The sequence below is a fragment of the Marinobacter sp. B-21 genome (assembly GCF_056857895.1).
In genome coordinates, this window is record NZ_JBSXNZ010000030.1 from 1 (window position 1) to 15,687 (window position 15,687).

13 protein-coding genes and 1 tRNA gene are annotated in these 15,687 nt (G+C 56.2%); all 14 read left to right on the forward strand.

The features are described from left to right. Positions 1-142, forward strand: a 142-nt coding sequence (locus AC13C0_RS01010) for an EF-Tu C-terminal domain-related protein (RefSeq protein WP_482953788.1), incomplete at its 5' end; no start/stop codon positions are given. Positions 143-179: 37 nt separating this feature from the next. Beyond that, a tRNA-Trp gene (locus AC13C0_RS01015) sits at positions 180-255 on the forward strand. Between the two features lie 33 nt (positions 256-288). Further along, positions 289-657 carry a preprotein translocase subunit SecE gene (gene secE, locus AC13C0_RS01020; RefSeq protein ID WP_099619732.1) on the forward strand — a complete coding sequence of 123 codons (369 nt, stop codon included), beginning with the start codon at positions 289-291 and terminating at the stop codon, positions 655-657. A gap of 12 nt (positions 658-669) precedes the next feature. Then, positions 670-1,203 (forward strand): transcription termination/antitermination protein NusG, encoded by a 534-nt coding sequence (nusG, locus tag AC13C0_RS01025; protein ID WP_117619462.1) that lies wholly within the window; start codon positions 670-672, stop codon positions 1,201-1,203. 118 nt (positions 1,204-1,321) lie between these two features. After that, complete coding sequence (rplK, locus tag AC13C0_RS01030; protein WP_012139849.1) at positions 1,322-1,753, forward strand: 50S ribosomal protein L11; 432 nt, start codon at positions 1,322-1,324, stop codon at positions 1,751-1,753. A gap of 1 nt (position 1,754) precedes the next feature. After that, the gene (gene rplA, locus AC13C0_RS01035; protein WP_117619463.1) at positions 1,755-2,453 is read left to right on the forward strand and encodes a 50S ribosomal protein L1; all 699 of its coding nucleotides are present in this window, start codon (positions 1,755-1,757) and stop codon (positions 2,451-2,453) included. 225 nt (positions 2,454-2,678) lie between these two features. Then, positions 2,679-3,209: a 50S ribosomal protein L10 gene (gene rplJ, locus AC13C0_RS01040; protein ID WP_117619464.1), complete on the forward strand. Its 531-nt coding sequence runs from the start codon at positions 2,679-2,681 to the stop codon at positions 3,207-3,209. A 40-nt stretch (positions 3,210-3,249) separates the two neighbouring features. After that, the gene (gene rplL / locus AC13C0_RS01045; RefSeq protein WP_117619465.1) at positions 3,250-3,627 is read left to right on the forward strand and encodes a 50S ribosomal protein L7/L12; all 378 of its coding nucleotides are present in this window, start codon (positions 3,250-3,252) and stop codon (positions 3,625-3,627) included. 241 nt (positions 3,628-3,868) lie between these two features. Further along, positions 3,869-7,948, forward strand: a complete 4,080-nt coding sequence (gene rpoB / locus AC13C0_RS01050; protein ID WP_117620435.1) for a DNA-directed RNA polymerase subunit beta — start codon at positions 3,869-3,871, stop codon at positions 7,946-7,948. Between the two features lie 76 nt (positions 7,949-8,024). Further along, positions 8,025-12,239, forward strand: coding sequence for a DNA-directed RNA polymerase subunit beta' (gene rpoC / locus AC13C0_RS01055; protein ID WP_341581305.1), 4,215 nt, complete (start codon positions 8,025-8,027; stop codon positions 12,237-12,239). A gap of 167 nt (positions 12,240-12,406) precedes the next feature. Further along, complete coding sequence (rpsL, locus tag AC13C0_RS01060; protein WP_008174844.1) at positions 12,407-12,781, forward strand: 30S ribosomal protein S12; 375 nt, start codon at positions 12,407-12,409, stop codon at positions 12,779-12,781. 114 nt (positions 12,782-12,895) lie between these two features. Further along, complete coding sequence (gene rpsG, locus AC13C0_RS01065) at positions 12,896-13,366, forward strand: 30S ribosomal protein S7 (RefSeq protein ID WP_099619739.1); 471 nt, start codon at positions 12,896-12,898, stop codon at positions 13,364-13,366. An 18-nt stretch (positions 13,367-13,384) separates the two neighbouring features. Continuing rightward, the gene (fusA, locus tag AC13C0_RS01070) at positions 13,385-15,490 is read left to right on the forward strand and encodes an elongation factor G (RefSeq protein ID WP_117619467.1); all 2,106 of its coding nucleotides are present in this window, start codon (positions 13,385-13,387) and stop codon (positions 15,488-15,490) included. A gap of 35 nt (positions 15,491-15,525) precedes the next feature. Beyond that, a partial coding sequence (locus AC13C0_RS01075) for a GTP-binding protein (RefSeq protein WP_482953696.1) occupies positions 15,526-15,687 on the forward strand: 162 nt, incomplete at its 3' end.

Consider the following 15,687-nt stretch of genomic DNA (forward strand, 5'->3'; position numbering starts at 1 on the left):
GGAAATGGTTATGCCGGGTGACAACGTGAAGATGAGTGTTACCCTGATTGCTCCGATCGCCATGGAAGATGGTCTGCGCTTCGCGATTCGCGAAGGCGGCCGTACCGTTGGTGCCGGCGTGGTCTCCAAGATCATCGAGTAGGTTACTCGAGAGTAAGTGCGCTGAGTTGTTTCGGTGCAGGCCAGTAGCTCAATTGGCAGAGCAGCGGTCTCCAAAACCGCAGGTTGGGGGTTCGATTCCCTCCTGGCCTGCCATTTTTTAACATCCGGATACATAAGTTGATTCCTATGGAGTCAAAAGCCGTTCAGTCGACCAGCCGTTTCGATTTCGTGAAGTGGCTGGTTGTTTTCGTTCTGATCGCCATCGGTGTGGTGGGGAATCAGTATTATAGTGCCGAGTCTCTGCTGTATCGGGTTCTGGCTCTTGTAGGTCTCGCGATTGTTGCGGCGCTTGTCGCCCTTCAAACCGATCGTGGTCGTCGTTTTGCGACGCTGCTGAAGGAAGCGAGGGTGGAGATCCGGAAAGTGGTATGGCCCACCAGGCCCGAATTGGTGCAGACAACTGCGATTGTTGTGGTGTTTGTGCTGGTCGTTGCGCTGTTGTTGTGGGGTATGGATTCGCTGATCAGCTTGCTGGTCGCCGGGTTTATCGGTTAACAGGAGTGGGCAATGGCTAAGCGCTGGTACGTCGTTCATGCGTATTCTGGCTTCGAAAAGCAGGTAATGCGCACTCTGAAAGAGCGTGTTGCTCTTGATGGCATGGAAGACAGGTTCGGCGAAATCCTGGTTCCGACCGAGGAAGTCGTCGAGATGCGTGAAGGGAAGAAGCGCAAGAGTGAGCGCAAATTCTATCCAGGGTACGTACTGGTCCAGATGGAAATGGATGACGCAACGTGGCACCTTGTAAAGAACACGCCACGGGTTCTGGGTTTTATCGGTGGCACCAAGGATAAGCCGGCACCCATCACCGAGAAAGAGGCAGAAGCAATTCTGCGTCGTGTCGAGAGTGGTGCGGACAAGCCCAAGCCCAAGACCCTGTTTGAGCCAGGTGAAGTTGTTCGTGTTGTTGAAGGGCCTTTCGCTGACTTCAACGGCGTTGTAGAAGAAGTTGACTACGACAAGAGTCGTGTCAAGGTTGCCGTTTTGATCTTCGGCCGTTCAACTCCGGTAGAGCTGGAGTTTGGGCAGGTCGAGAAAGACTGACCGGCAATACGAAAGCTGGAAGCTCGCGCGCTATGGCGACGCGGGCTTTTTGTGTCTGCTTTTTGCAGCTGTAACTAAAGGGGAGCCGAAAGGCGTCTGAACCCACAGGAGATGTATCATGGCTAAGAAGATCGAAGCCTATATCAAGCTTCAGGTTGCTGCCGGTAAGGCCAATCCAAGTCCCCCCGTTGGTCCTGCACTGGGTCAGCGCGGCGTAAACATTATGGAGTTCTGTAAGGCGTTTAACGCACAGACCCAGGATATGGAGCCAGGCCTGCCGATTCCTACTGTTATCACGGTTTACAGTGATCGCAGCTTTACCTTTATCACCAAGACTCCGCCTGCACCGGTTCTTCTCAAGAAGGCCGCCGGCATCAAGAGTGGCTCCGGTCGTCCGAATACCGACAAGGTTGGTACCGTGACCCGTGAGCAACTTGAAGAAATTGCCAAGACCAAAGAGCCGGATCTGACCGCTGCCGATATGGACGCAGCGGTACGTACCATTGCAGGAACAGCCCGCAGTATGGGTCTGAACGTGGAGGGCCTGTAACATGGCAAAGCTGAGCAAGCGTCAGAAGCTTATTCGTGAAAAGGTAGACTCTACCCGTTCCTACTCTGTTGACGAGGCAGTTTCGCTGCTGGTCGAGCTGGGTCAGAGCGTGAAGTTTAAAGAGTCAGTAGACGTGGCTGTAAACCTGGGCGTTGATGCACGTAAATCCGATCAGGTGGTTCGTAGCAGTACTGTTCTGCCACATGGCACCGGTAAGACTGTCCGGGTGGCCGTCTTTACCCAGGGCGCCAATGCCGAGAAAGCGACAGCGGCCGGTGCAGATATCGTCGGTATGGACGATCTGGCAGACGAAGTTAAAAAAGGCAACATGGATTTCGACGTGGTTATCGCCACTCCCGATGCCATGCGTGTTGTTGGTCAGCTGGGCCAGATTCTGGGTCCCCGTGGCCTGATGCCGAACCCGAAGGTGGGTACTGTGACTCCTGACGTTGAGACTGCGGTCAAAAACGCCAAGGCAGGGCAGGTTCGTTACCGCACCGACAAGAACGGCATTATCCATGCCCCGCTGGGTAACGTTGAGTTTTCTGCCGAGAACATCAAGGAGAACCTTGAGGCTCTGGTGGCAGATCTGAAAAAGGCCAAACCCTCGTCGGCGAAAGGCGTGTATCTCAAGAAGATCACCGTTTCCTCGACTATGGGTCCTGGCCTGACTATCGATCAGAGCGGTCTGAACATCTGATTCTCTGAGCGGTAGTTACTTTGTAGTCTGGGCGGAAGCCAAGGCTGTCAAAGACCGCAGGCCCCCGAAGCGCTTCGGGTTTACCGGAAGCGCCACAAGGGTTAAAGCAACGCCTGCGCAGACGGTGTGAAGACGTTCTCTCTGAACCCAAACACCGTTGGGAGCCCCGTGAGGGGTATATGTGGGTTTGCCGGGATATCCCCGGCGAAATCGAGGAGAAATCCAGTGGCAATTAGACTCGAAGACAAGAAAGCGATCGTCGCTGAAGTCAACGAGACTGCCGGTGGTGCTCTGTCTGTGGTTCTGGCTGACTACCGTGGTGTGACCTCTGGTGACATGACGGCGCTTCGCGCCAAGGCTCGTGCCGAAAACGTGCGTCTGAAGGTTGTTCGTAACAACCTGGCAAAGATCGCGATTCGCGGTACCGAGTTCGAGTGCATTGATGAAGCGCTGGTTGGTCCGACCATTCTGGCATTCTCTATGGAAGATCCGGGCGCGGCAGCGCGTCTGCTGAAGGATTTCGCCAAAGAGAAAGAGGCGTTCGAGATCAAGGGATTGGCCGTCGGCGGAGAGCTGATGGGTGCAAACCAGATCGACCGTCTTGCCAAGCTGCCAACACGTCACGAAGCGTTGACAATGCTGGCCGCAGTTACACAGGCACCGATCACCAAGCTGGCACGGACACTGAACGAAGTTCCTTCGAAAGTGACTCGTGCTGTAGCGGCAGTTCGCGACCAGAAGCAAGAAGCTGCTTGATTCTGTTGAACACCATTTTTTATATTTTTGGGAGAAAGTCATGGCTCTGTCTAACGAAGACATTTTGAATGCAATCGCAGAAATGAGCGTAATGGACGTAGTTTCGCTTGTTGAAGCAATGGAAGAGAAGTTCGGTGTGTCTGCCGCTGCAGCTGTTGCTGCTGCGCCTGCCGCCGCTGGTGGCGAAGCCGCCGCTGCTGAAGAGCAGACCGAATTTGACGTAATTCTTACCGGTCCCGGTGAGAAGAAGGTCAACGTAATCAAGGCCGTTCGTGAACTGACCGGCCTGGGTCTGAAAGAAGCTAAGGAAATGGTCGACAGCGCACCTTCCGCAATCAAGGAAGCTGCCAGCAAAGACGACGCTGAGGCAGCCAAGAAGAAGCTTGAGGAAGCAGGCGCTTCCGTTGAGCTTAAGTAAGAGTCGGCTGTTGATCGAAACCGTGCGATAAGCATGGACAGGCTGGTGGCTTTGGGCCACCGGCCTTTTTCTGTTGTATATGCTATAGAGTCTGGCGAGCAATTGCAGGTTGATGTTCGATTCAAAACCTACAGCCAGAGTCTTGTTCAAGACGGCGCGATAAGCCGAGCAATTCGGCCCCGAAGCAGAACAATGGTTGCTTCTTGATACCAGGTATCAGGTCTAAAGCTGGGGAATGCAGATGACTTACTCCTACACTGAGAAAAAGCGGATTCGCAAAGATTTTAGTAAATTGCCTTCCGTGATGGACGTCCCCTATTTGCTGTCTATTCAGCTGGATTCGTTCAGGGACTTCCTCCAAATGGAAGCCGCTCCTGAAGACCGCCGGGAAACCGGTCTTCACGCAGCATTCAAATCCGTATTCCCGATTGTCAGTTACTCTGGCAATGCCGCACTCGAATACGTGAGTTACCGTATTGGCGAGCCGGTTTTTGATGTCAAGGAATGCCAGCTGAGGGGCGTAACCTACGCAGCACCGCTGCGGGTGAAAGTCCGCCTTATCATTTACGATAAGGAATCGTCCAACAAGGCGATCAAGGACATTAAAGAGCAGGAAGTGTACATGGGCGAAATGCCCCTGATGACCGAGAACGGTACCTTCGTTATCAACGGTACCGAGCGCGTTATTGTTTCCCAGCTCCACCGGTCGCCGGGTGTGTTCTTCGACCACGACAAGGGTAAGACCCATTCCTCCGGCAAGCTGCTGTATTCGGCCCGGGTGATTCCTTATCGTGGTTCCTGGCTGGACTTCGAGTTTGATCCGAAGGACTCCGTGTTCGTTCGGATCGACCGTCGCCGCAAGCTGCCGGCGTCTATTCTGCTGCGGTCACTTGGCTACACCTCCGAGCAGATGCTTGAGATGTTCTTTGAAACCAGTAAATTCAGCCTGGGCGCGGAAGTGTGCAAGCTGGAGCTGGTGCCGAGCCGTCTGCGGGGTGACATCGCCACCTTCGATATCAAGGACAATGACGGCAATGTGATTGTCGAGGAAGGTCGCCGGATTACCGCCCGTCACATCAAGCAGCTGGAAAAAGCCGGCATCAATGAGCTTGAGGTACCGACCGAGTACCTGTACGGCCGCGTCCTGGCCAAGGACATGATCGATCAGGCCAGCGGTGAAGTTCTGGTTGAGTGTAACTCCGAGCTCACCGAAGAGCTGGTCACCAAGATTCTGGATGCGGGCGTAAAGGAGATCGAAACCCTTTACACCAACGATCTGGACTGCGGTCCGTTCATGTCCGATACCCTGCGCATCGATCCGACCCGCACCCCGCTGGAAGCGCTGGTTGAGATTTACCGGATGATGCGCCCGGGCGAGCCGCCCACCAAAGAGTCGGCTGAGAACCTGTTCAATAACCTGTTCTTCTCCGAAGAGCGCTATGACCTGTCAGCGGTTGGCCGGATGAAGCTCAACCGTCGTCTTCGCCGTGAGGAAAGCACCGGTGAAGGCACGCTGACCCACGAAGACATCATCGATGTTCTCAAGACCCTGATCGATATCCGTAACGGCCAGGGCAATGTGGATGACATCGATAACCTGGGTAACCGTCGTGTTCGCTGCGTTGGTGAAATGGCCGAGAACCAGTTCCGTGTGGGTCTCGTGCGGGTTGAGCGCGCGGTTCGTGAGCGTCTGAGCCTGGCGGAAAGTGAAGGCCTGATGCCTCAGGACCTGATCAACGCCAAGCCCGTAGCCGCAGCGGTTAAAGAGTTTTTTGGTTCCAGCCAGTTGTCCCAGTTCATGGATCAGAACAACCCACTGTCCGAAGTGACTCACAAGCGTCGTATCTCGGCTCTTGGTCCCGGTGGTCTGACCCGTGAGCGTGCCGGCTTTGAGGTTCGCGACGTACACCCGACCCATTACGGACGTGTGTGCCCGATCGAGACACCGGAAGGCCCGAACATCGGTCTGATCAACTCGTTGGCGACCTATGCCCGCTCCAATTCCTACGGCTTCCTTGAAAGTCCGTACCGGAAAGTGGTTGAAGGTGTGGTCACCGACGAAGTGGTGTACCTGTCTGCCATTGAAGAAAGCAATTATGTGATCGCCCAGGCCAGTGCCGCGATGGACGAAAAGTCCAAGCGCCTGACCGATGAGCTGGTTACCGTGCGTCACCAGAACGAGTTCACCGTCACCCCGCCGGAAAGCGTCAACTTCATGGACGTGTCTCCGCGCCAGGTGGTGTCGGTGGCTGCGTCACTGATTCCGTTCCTGGAACACGACGACGCCAACCGCGCACTGATGGGTGCAAACATGCAGCGTCAGGCGGTTCCGACGCTTCGTTCACAGGTGCCGCTGGTCGGTACTGGTGTTGAGCGCACGGTGGCCCAGGACTCCGGTGTTTGTGTAACGGCCCGTCGCGGTGGCGTCATCGAGAGTGTTGATGCGGCCCGTATCGTGGTCCGTGTTAACAACGAGGAAACCGAAGCGGGTGATGCCGGTGTGGATATCTACAACCTCACCAAGTACACCCGTTCGAACCAGAACACCTGCATTAACCAGCGCTCCATCGTGCGTCAGGGTGATGTCATCGCCCGCGGTGACGTGTTGGCTGATGGCCCGTCCGTGGACCTGGGTGAACTGGCGCTGGGGCAGAACATGCGCATCGCGTTCATGCCCTGGAACGGTTACAACTTCGAGGACTCCATCCTCATCTCCGAGAAAGTGGTTCAGGAAGACCGTCTGACTACCATTCACATTCAGGAACTGACCTGTGTGGCCCGGGACACCAAGCTGGGCAGCGAAGAAATCACCGCGGATATTCCGAACGTTGGTGAAAGTGCGCTGTCCAAGCTGGATGAGTCCGGCATTGTGTACATCGGTGCGGAAGTGGGGCCGGGCGATATCCTGGTTGGCAAGGTGACCCCGAAGGGTGAAACCCAGCTGACACCAGAGGAGAAGTTGCTGCGTGCCATCTTCGGTGAGAAGGCGTCCGATGTTAAGGACACCTCCTCACGGGTGCCGACCGGTACCCGCGGTACGGTCATTGATGTTCAGGTATTTACCCGCGACGGTATCGAGAAGGACCAGCGTGCCCAGTCCATCGAGAAAGAGCAGTTGGATCAGTACCGCAAGGATCTGAAGGACGAATACCGCATTGTTGAAGGGGCTACTTTTGAGCGTCTCATGAGCGCCCTCAAAGGCCAGGTAGTGATCAGTGGTCCGGGCCTGAAAAAAGGCGCAACTCTTGAGGAAGGCTACCTGGCCGACCTGCCGCGTTCCGACTGGTTCAAGCTCCGGATGAAAGACGAGAGCCTGAACGAGCTGCTGGAGAAATCCGAGCAGGGTCTGGAGGATCGCAAGAAGGAGCACGAAGCGCGCTTTGATGATAAGAAAGGCAAGCTTCAGCAGGGTGATGACCTTGCCCCGGGCGTACTGAAAATCGTCAAGGTATACCTGGCGATCAAGCGTCGCATCCAGCCGGGTGACAAGATGGCCGGTCGTCACGGTAACAAGGGTGTTATTTCCTCGGTTATGCCGATCGAAGACATGCCTTACGACGAACACGGCAATACGGTTGACGTGGTTCTGAACCCGCTGGGTGTGCCCTCGCGGATGAACGTAGGTCAGGTGCTTGAGACCCATCTGGGCGCGGCGGCCAAAGGTCTGGGTGAGCGAATCAGCCAGATGCTGGACGAGCAGCGCAAGGTCGCGGAATTACGCAAGCTGCTGGATGAGATCTACAATCATTCGGACGAAGTGTTCAAGGTGGATCTGGATTCCCTGTCTGACAAGGAAATCCTGGAGATGTGCCATAACCTCCGTGGCGGTGTTCCCATGGCAACGCCGGTGTTCGACGGTGCCAAGGAGGCCGAGGTCAAGCGTATGCTTGAGCTGGCGGGGATGAGCACTACCGGCCAGACCAGGCTGTACGATGGTCGCACCGGTGATGCCTTCGATCGCCCGGTGACGGTTGGTTACATGTACATCCTGAAGCTGAACCACCTGATCGATGACAAGATGCACGCTCGTTCCACCGGCTCTTACAGCCTGGTTACCCAGCAGCCGCTGGGTGGTAAGGCCCAGTTCGGTGGCCAGCGCTTCGGTGAGATGGAAGTGTGGGCCCTTGAGGCCTACGGTGCAGCCTATACGCTGCAGGAGATGCTCACCGTCAAGTCTGATGACGTGAACGGTCGGACCAAGATGTACAAGAACATTGTCGATGGCGATCATCGGATGGAGCCGGGCATGCCCGAATCCTTCAACGTTCTTGTCAAGGAAATCCGCTCGCTGGGTATCGACATCGAGCTGGAATCCGAGTGAGCCGAATTGTTTTTGGCAGCGTGAGCGGGCACGACCTGTGCCCGCCCGAGATTAACGCCATCCGGAGCTTTTACTGATGAAAGATTTGCTGAATCTTCTCAAGAGCCAGAACCAAAGCAAGGAATTTGACGCCATCCGAATTGGCCTGGCGTCGCCTGATATGATCCGTTCCTGGTCCTTTGGCGAAGTGAAGAAGCCTGAGACCATTAACTACCGTACCTTCAAGCCGGAGCGCGACGGTCTTTTCTGTGCCAAGATCTTCGGCCCGATCAAGGACTATGAGTGCCTGTGTGGCAAGTACAAGCGTCTGAAGCACCGCGGTGTCATCTGCGAGAAGTGTGGCGTTGAGGTTGCGCTGGCCAGTGTGCGTCGTGAGCGCATGGGCCACATCGAGCTGGCAAGCCCGGTGGCACACATCTGGTTCCTGAAGTCACTGCCGTCCCGCATTGGCCTGATGCTGGACATGACCCTGCGCGACATCGAGCGGGTCCTGTACTTCGAATCCTTTATTGTGATCGATCCGGGGATGACCACCCTGGAGAAAGGGCAACTGCTGAATGACGAGCAGTACTACGAAGCCCTGGAAGAATTCGGTGACGAGTTCGACGCCCGTATGGGTGCCGAAGCGGTCAAGGAGCTGCTGGAAGGTATCGACCTGCAGGAAGAGGTTGATGCGCTGCGTGAAGAGATCCCGCAGACCAACTCTGAAACCAAGATCAAGAAATTCAGCAAGCGCCTGAAGATTCTCGAGGCGTTCCTGTACTCCGGCAACAAGCCGGGCGACATGGTCATGACCGTGCTGCCGGTTCTTCCGCCGGATCTGCGTCCGCTGGTGCCGCTGGACGGCGGTCGGTTTGCGACGTCAGACCTGAACGACCTGTACCGCCGGGTAATTAACCGGAACAACCGGCTCAAGCGCCTGCTGGAGCTGAATGCTCCGGACATTATCGTGCGCAACGAGAAACGGATGCTGCAGGAAGCCGTGGACGCGCTGCTGGACAACGGCCGTCGTGGCCGTGCCATCACCGGCACCAACAAGCGCCCGCTGAAGTCCCTGGCTGACATGATTAAGGGTAAGCAGGGTCGTTTCCGTCAGAACCTGCTGGGTAAGCGGGTGGACTACTCCGGTCGTTCGGTGATCGTGGTCGGCCCCTACCTGCGTCTGCACCAGTGTGGTCTTCCGAAGAAGATGGCCCTGGAGCTGTTCAAGCCGTTTATTTTCTCCAAGCTGGAGCACCGCGGCCTGGCGACCACCATCAAGGCCGCCAAGAAGATGGTTGAGCGTGAGGAAGGCGTGGTCTGGGATATCCTGGACGAAGTCATCCGCGAGCATCCGATCATGCTGAACCGCGCCCCGACCCTGCACCGTCTGGGTATCCAGGCGTTCGAGCCGGTGCTGATCGAAGGCAAGGCGATCCAGCTGCACCCGCTGGTATGTGCGGCTTACAACGCCGACTTTGACGGTGACCAGATGGCGGTGCACGTACCGCTGACCCTGGAAGCCCAGCTCGAAGCCCGTGCGTTGATGATGTCCACCAACAACGTACTGTCGCCGGCCAACGGCGAGCCGATCATTGTACCGTCCCAGGACGTGGTACTTGGTCTGTACTACATGACCCGTGAGCGCAAGAGCGCCCTCGGTGAAGGTATGGTGTTCGCCGACGTCAAAGAGGCGCACCGGGCCTACGGTGCCGGCAAGGTCGATCTTCAGGCTATTGTGAAGGTTCGGGTGAAAGAAGTTGCGATTGCCGAGGACGGTTCGCGCACCGAAGAGTACAAGATCGTTGATACCACGGTCGGTCGCGCCCTGCTGTTTGATATCGTGCCGGACGGCCTGTCTTACGACCTGGTGAACAAGCCCATGGTCAAGAAGGCTATCTCCAACCTGATCAACACCTGCTACCGTGATGCCGGTCTGAAAGACACGGTTATCTTCGCGGACCAGCTGATGTACATGGGCTATCACTACGCCACCGTGTCCGGTATCTCAATCGGTTTCAACGATTTCGAGATTCCCCCGGAGAAGTACGAGCTGGTTGATGCGGCATCCGCCGAGGTGAAGGATATCGAAACCCAGTACGCGTCCGGTCTGCTGACCCAGGGCGAGAAGTACAACAAGGTTATCGATATCTGGTCCCGTGCCAACGACAAAGTGTCCAAGGCCATGATGGAGCGTCTTTCCAAGGAGCAGGTGATCGGTCCTGACGGGCAGCCTGTCAAGGGTGAAGATGGCGAGTTCGAGATGCAGGAGTCTTTCAACTCCGTGTACATGATGGCCGATTCCGGCGCCCGGGGTTCAGCCGCCCAGATTCGTCAGTTGGCCGGTATGCGTGGCCTGATGGCCAAGCCCGACGGCTCCATCATCGAAACACCGATCACCGCGAACTTCCGTGAGGGTCTGAACGTACTCCAGTACTTCATCTCAACTCACGGCGCCCGGAAAGGTCTGGCGGATACCGCACTGAAGACGGCGAACTCTGGTTACCTGACCCGTCGTCTGGTTGACGTTTCCCAGGATCTGGTTGTTACCGAGGACGATTGCGGTACTGACGAAGGCCTGCTGATGACGCCGCATATCGAAGGCGGCGACGTTGTTGTGCCTCTGGGTGACCGCGTGCTGGGGCGTGTTACAGCCCGTGATGCGTTTACTCCGACAGACAAGGACAACGCCGTTGTTTCGGCGGGCACCCTGCTGGACGAGAAAGCGGTTGAAGCCCTTGAGCAAGCCGGTGTCGACGAAGTCTGGGTTCGTTCCGCAATTACCTGTGAGACCCGTCACGGCATCTGCTCGAAGTGCTATGGCCGCGATCTGGCCCGTGGTCACCGGGTGAACGTTGGCGAGGCCGTGGGTGTTATTGCTGCCCAGTCCATCGGTGAACCGGGTACCCAGCTGACCATGCGGACTTTCCACATTGGTGGTGCTGCGAGCCGGGCATCGGCCGTTGACAACATCCAGGTCAAGCATGGCGGTAAAGTACGCCTGCACAACCTGAAATCGATTGAAAAGAGCGACGGTTCTCTTGTTGTAGTATCCCGTTCCTCTGCCCTGGCCATCGCGGATGATCAGGGGCGTGAACGTGAGTGGTACAAGCTGCCCTACGGTGCCGTGCTGTCCGTGAAGCACGGTGATACGGTTGAAGCTGGTGTTGCGGTGGCCAAGTGGGATCCACACACTCACCCGATCATCGCCGAAGCGGAAGGCACCGCCAAGTTCGTCAACATGGATCAGGGCATTACCGTCCGCACCCAGACCGACGAACTGACCGGCCTGTCCACCATGGAGGTCATCGATCCGAAAGAGCGTCCTGCGGCGGGTAAGGATATCCGTCCGGCCATCCAGCTGATCGATGCGACAGGAGAAGAGGTGGAGCTGCCAGGTGGCGGCACTGCAATCTTCTTCCTGCCCGCGAACGCCCTGGTTACCATGGCGAACGGCGCCAAGATCGAGCTCGGCGACGTGGTTGCCCGGATTCCGCAGGAAAGCTCCAAGACACGGGATATCACCGGTGGTCTGCCAAGGGTTGCCGATCTGTTCGAGGCCCGTCGCCCGAAAGAGTCTTCTATCCTTGCCGAGATTAGCGGCATGGTGTCCTTCGGTAAGGAAACCAAGGGTAAGAAGCGTCTGGTGATCACGCCGAAGGATGGCGATGCCTACGAAGTACTTATTCCGAAGCATCGTCAGATGAACGTGTTCGAAGGCGAGACGGTTGAAAAGGGTGAAGTGATTTCCGATGGCCCGTCCAACCCGCATGACATCCTGCGCCTGCTGGGTGTTGTCGCGCTTGCCAAGTACATCACCAACGAGATCCAGGACGTGTACCGTCTGCAGGGCGTTGTCATCAACGATAAACACATTGAGGTTATCGTTCGGCAGATGCTGCGCAAGGTCGAAATTACCGATCCGGGTGATACGACCCTGCTGTCCGGTGATCAGGTGGAAATCACCCAGGTGCTGGAAGAAAACGAAAAGGCCGATGTGGCAGACAAGGAGCCGGCGCGGTTCGAGCGTCTGCTGCTGGGTATCACCAAGGCGTCCCTGGCCACGGAGTCGTTCATTTCCGCGGCTTCGTTCCAGGAAACCACCCGGGTACTCACCGAAGGTGCGGTTACCGGTAAACGGGATTACCTCCGCGGCCTGAAAGAAAACGTTGTGGTTGGCCGGCTGATTCCGGCAGGTACCGGTCTGGCTTACCACGCCGAGCGTCGTCGCAAGCGCGAACTGGAAGAACAGGGCGTTACTGCGGCAGACGTGGAAGAAGCTCTGAGCGCCGAGCTCAATCGCGAAAGCTGAGTTGGGCCGGTGCGCCGCCTCCGGGTAGTTACCTACCCGCGAGGTGGTCAAAAAGAGACCAGTCGTCTTGACTGTCCGGGGGCGCAGGCTTACACTTGCGTCCCTTAAATTTTACCCCCTGCACAGGGGGTAAGTTTCATTGATATGGTTTTTTGGAGTTTGCTTACATGGCAACGATTAATCAGTTGGTGCGTAAGCCTCGTAAGCGCAAGGTAGCCAAGAGCGATGTTCCTGCTCTCCAGGCCTGCCCTCAGCGCCGTGGTGTGTGCACTCGTGTGTACACCACAACGCCGAAGAAGCCGAACTCAGCACTGCGTAAAGTGTGCCGTGTTCGCCTGACCAACGGCTACGAGGTTTCCTCTTACATTGGTGGTGAAGGTCACAACCTTCAGGAGCACAGTGTTGTGCTGATCCGTGGCGGTCGAGTAAAAGACCTTCCGGGTGTGCGCTATCACACTGTTCGCGGAACACTGGACACCCAGGGTGTGCAGAACCGTAAGCAGGGCCGCTCCAAGTACGGTGCAAAACGACCCAAGTCCTGATCTCCCGGACGGGTGCCTTTTATCGTTGCTTGTCAGAACGGTAAGAGTAAGGCTGAGTAGCATTTGCTATCTCAGGGGTTCCTGAAGACCTTTTGGATATATAAGGGCTTATCGATGCCTAGAAGAAGAGTTGCAGCAAAACGGGAAATTATCCCGGATCCCAAATTCGGCAGTGCACGTCTTGCCAAGTTCATCAACCACGTGATGGAAAGTGGCAAGAAGTCCGTTGCAGAGCGCATTGTTTACGGCGCGCTGGACATTGTTGCCGAGAAATCAAAAGAAGAGCCGATCGACATGTTCGAGAAGGCCCTGGAAAACATCCAGCCGATGGTTGAGGTCAAGTCCCGTCGTGTGGGTGGTGCTACCTACCAGGTGCCCGTAGAAGTACGGCCTTCCCGTCAGAACGCGCTGGCGATGCGCTGGCTCGTAGAATTTTCACGGAAGCGCGGTGAGAAATCCATGGCACAGCGTCTGGCTGGTGAAATCCTGGACGCCGCTGACAGCAAAGGCTCCGCTGTTAAGAAGCGTGAAGATGTTCACCGCATGGCAGAAGCCAACAAGGCGTTCTCTCACTTCCGTTTCTAATCAGCCGAGGTTTATACAGTGGCACGCAAGACTCCTATCAAGCGTTACAGAAACATTGGTATTTGTGCGCACGTTGATGCGGGCAAAACCACAACCACCGAGCGGGTCCTGTTCTATACAGGTATTTCCCACAAAATCGGTGAGGTTCATGATGGTGCGGCTACCATGGACTGGATGGAGCAGGAGCAGGAGCGTGGTATTACCATTACCTCAGCTGCGACGACCTGTTTCTGGCAGGGCATGGACAAGCAGTATCCGGAGCACCGGATCAATATCATCGACACCCCGGGGCACGTTGACTTTACCATCGAGGTAGAGCGTTCATTGCGCGTACTCGACGGTGCTGTTGTTGTGTTCTGCGGCTCCTCCGGTGTTGAGCCCCAGTCCGAGACTGTGTGGCGTCAGGCCAACAAGTACGAAGTTCCCCGCATGGTGTTCGTCAACAAGATGGACCGTGCCGGTGCCAACTTCCTGCGGGTTGTTGACCAGATCAAGAACCGTCTGGGCGCAAACGCGGTTCCCATTCAGTTGCCGATCGGTTCCGAAGACAAGTTCGCCGGCATCGTCGACCTGATCCGTAACAAGGCGATCTACTGGAATGAAGACGATTCCGGCGCTACTTACGATCAGAGAGACGTTCCTGAGGATATGGTCGAAGAAGTCGCCATGTATCGCGAGCAGATGATGGAAGCCGCGGCGGAAGCGAACGAAGAGTTGATGGAGCGTTACCTCGAAGAGGGCGAGCTCAACATTGACGACATCAAGAAAGGGCTGCGCCTGCGCACCCTGGCCAACGAAATCGTTGTTGCTACTTGCGGCTCCGCGTTCAAGAACAAGGGTGTTCAGGCGGTGCTGGACTCCGTCATCGAATTCCTGCCGGCTCCGGATGAAGTTAAGGCCATCCGTGGTGAGGTGGACGAAGACGGTACCGAAGAGACCCGTCAGGCCGATGATGACGCACCATTTTCAGCGCTTGCCTTCAAGATCGCGACTGATCCGTTCGTTGGTACCCTGACCTTTTTCCGGGTGTACTCTGGCAAGCTGGAATCCGGCAATGCCGTCTACAACTCCGTGAAGGGCAAGAAGGAGCGTGTCGGCCGTATGGTTCAGATGCACTCCAAAGATCGCCAGGAGATCAAAGAGGTTCTGGCGGGTGATATCGCTGCGGCCATCGGCCTGAAGAGTGTGACCACTGGTGACACCCTGTGCGACGAAAACCACAAGATCATCCTTGAGCGTATGGAATTCCCGGAGCCGGTAATTTCCGTAGCGGTTGAGCCGAAGTCCAAGGCGGACCAGGAGAAGATGGGTGTTGCTTTGGGCAAGCTGGCCCAGGAAGATCCGTCATTCCGGGTGCGTACCGACGAGGAATCCGGGCAGACCATTATCTCCGGTATGGGTGAGCTTCATCTGGATATCATCGTTGACCGTATGCGTCGCGAGTTCAAGGTTGAAGCCAACATTGGCAAGCCGCAGGTGGCTTATCGTGAGTGCATCCGCAAGCCGGTAGACGTCGAAGGCAAGTTTGTTCGTCAGTCCGGTGGTCGCGGTCAGTACGGTCACGTCAAGATCAAGCTTGAGCCGCTGCCACTGGATGATGAAGATGGCGAAAACTTTATCTTCGTGAATGAGATTGTTGGTGGTGTGGTTCCGAAGGAATACATCCCGGCAGTCCAGCAGGGTATTTCCGAGCAGATGCAGAACGGCTGTCTGGCCGGCTATCCGCTGCTGCGCATCAAGGCGACCCTGTATGACGGCTCCTATCACGATGTTGACTCCAACGAGATGGCTTTCAAAGTCGCCGGCTCCATGGCGATGAAGAAAGGTGCTCTGGAAGCCAATCCTGCGCTTCTCGAGCCTATCATGAGAGTTGAGGTTGTCAGCCCTGAGGAATATATGGGTGACGTCGTCGGTGATTTGAACCGTCGTCGCGGCCTGATTCAGGGTATGGATGAAGGCCCCTCGGGTAAAGTCATCCGCGCAGAAGTTCCGTTGTCGGAGATGTTCGGTTACGCCACTGACCTGCGTTCAGCGACTCAGGGTCGGGCGTCTTATGCGATGGAGTTCTCTCGCTATATGGAAGCTCCTTCGAACATTGCCGAAGCGATCATTAAAAAGGGTTGATCCCCAGGACTTAAGAAACAGGAAGAGGTGTAACCGTGTCTAAATCTAAATTTGAGCGTAATAAGCCGCACTTGAACGTGGGCACCATTGGTCACGTTGACCATGGCAAGACCACTTTGACAGCAGCCCTGACTCGCGTGTGTCACGAAGTCTGGGGTACGGGTGAGAGCCGTGCGTTTGACCAGATTGATAACGCC

What these genes read in the sequence shown, in the direction of transcription:
- secE (WP_099619732.1), top strand. Translation starts at nt 289, where the DNA reads ATGGAGTCAAAAGCCGTTCAGTCGACCAGCCGTTTCGATTTCGTGAAG.
- nusG (WP_117619462.1), top strand. Translation starts at nt 670, where the DNA reads ATGGCTAAGCGCTGGTACGTCGTTCATGCGTATTCTGGCTTCGAAAAG.
- rplK (WP_012139849.1), top strand. Translation starts at nt 1,322, where the DNA reads ATGGCTAAGAAGATCGAAGCCTATATCAAGCTTCAGGTTGCTGCCGGT.
- rplA (WP_117619463.1), top strand. Translation starts at nt 1,755, where the DNA reads ATGGCAAAGCTGAGCAAGCGTCAGAAGCTTATTCGTGAAAAGGTAGAC.
- rplL (WP_117619465.1), top strand. Translation starts at nt 3,250, where the DNA reads ATGGCTCTGTCTAACGAAGACATTTTGAATGCAATCGCAGAAATGAGC.
- rpoB (WP_117620435.1), top strand. Translation starts at nt 3,869, where the DNA reads ATGACTTACTCCTACACTGAGAAAAAGCGGATTCGCAAAGATTTTAGT.
- rpoC (WP_341581305.1), top strand. Translation starts at nt 8,025, where the DNA reads ATGAAAGATTTGCTGAATCTTCTCAAGAGCCAGAACCAAAGCAAGGAA.
- rpsL (WP_008174844.1), top strand. Translation starts at nt 12,407, where the DNA reads ATGGCAACGATTAATCAGTTGGTGCGTAAGCCTCGTAAGCGCAAGGTA.
- rpsG (WP_099619739.1), top strand. Translation starts at nt 12,896, where the DNA reads ATGCCTAGAAGAAGAGTTGCAGCAAAACGGGAAATTATCCCGGATCCC.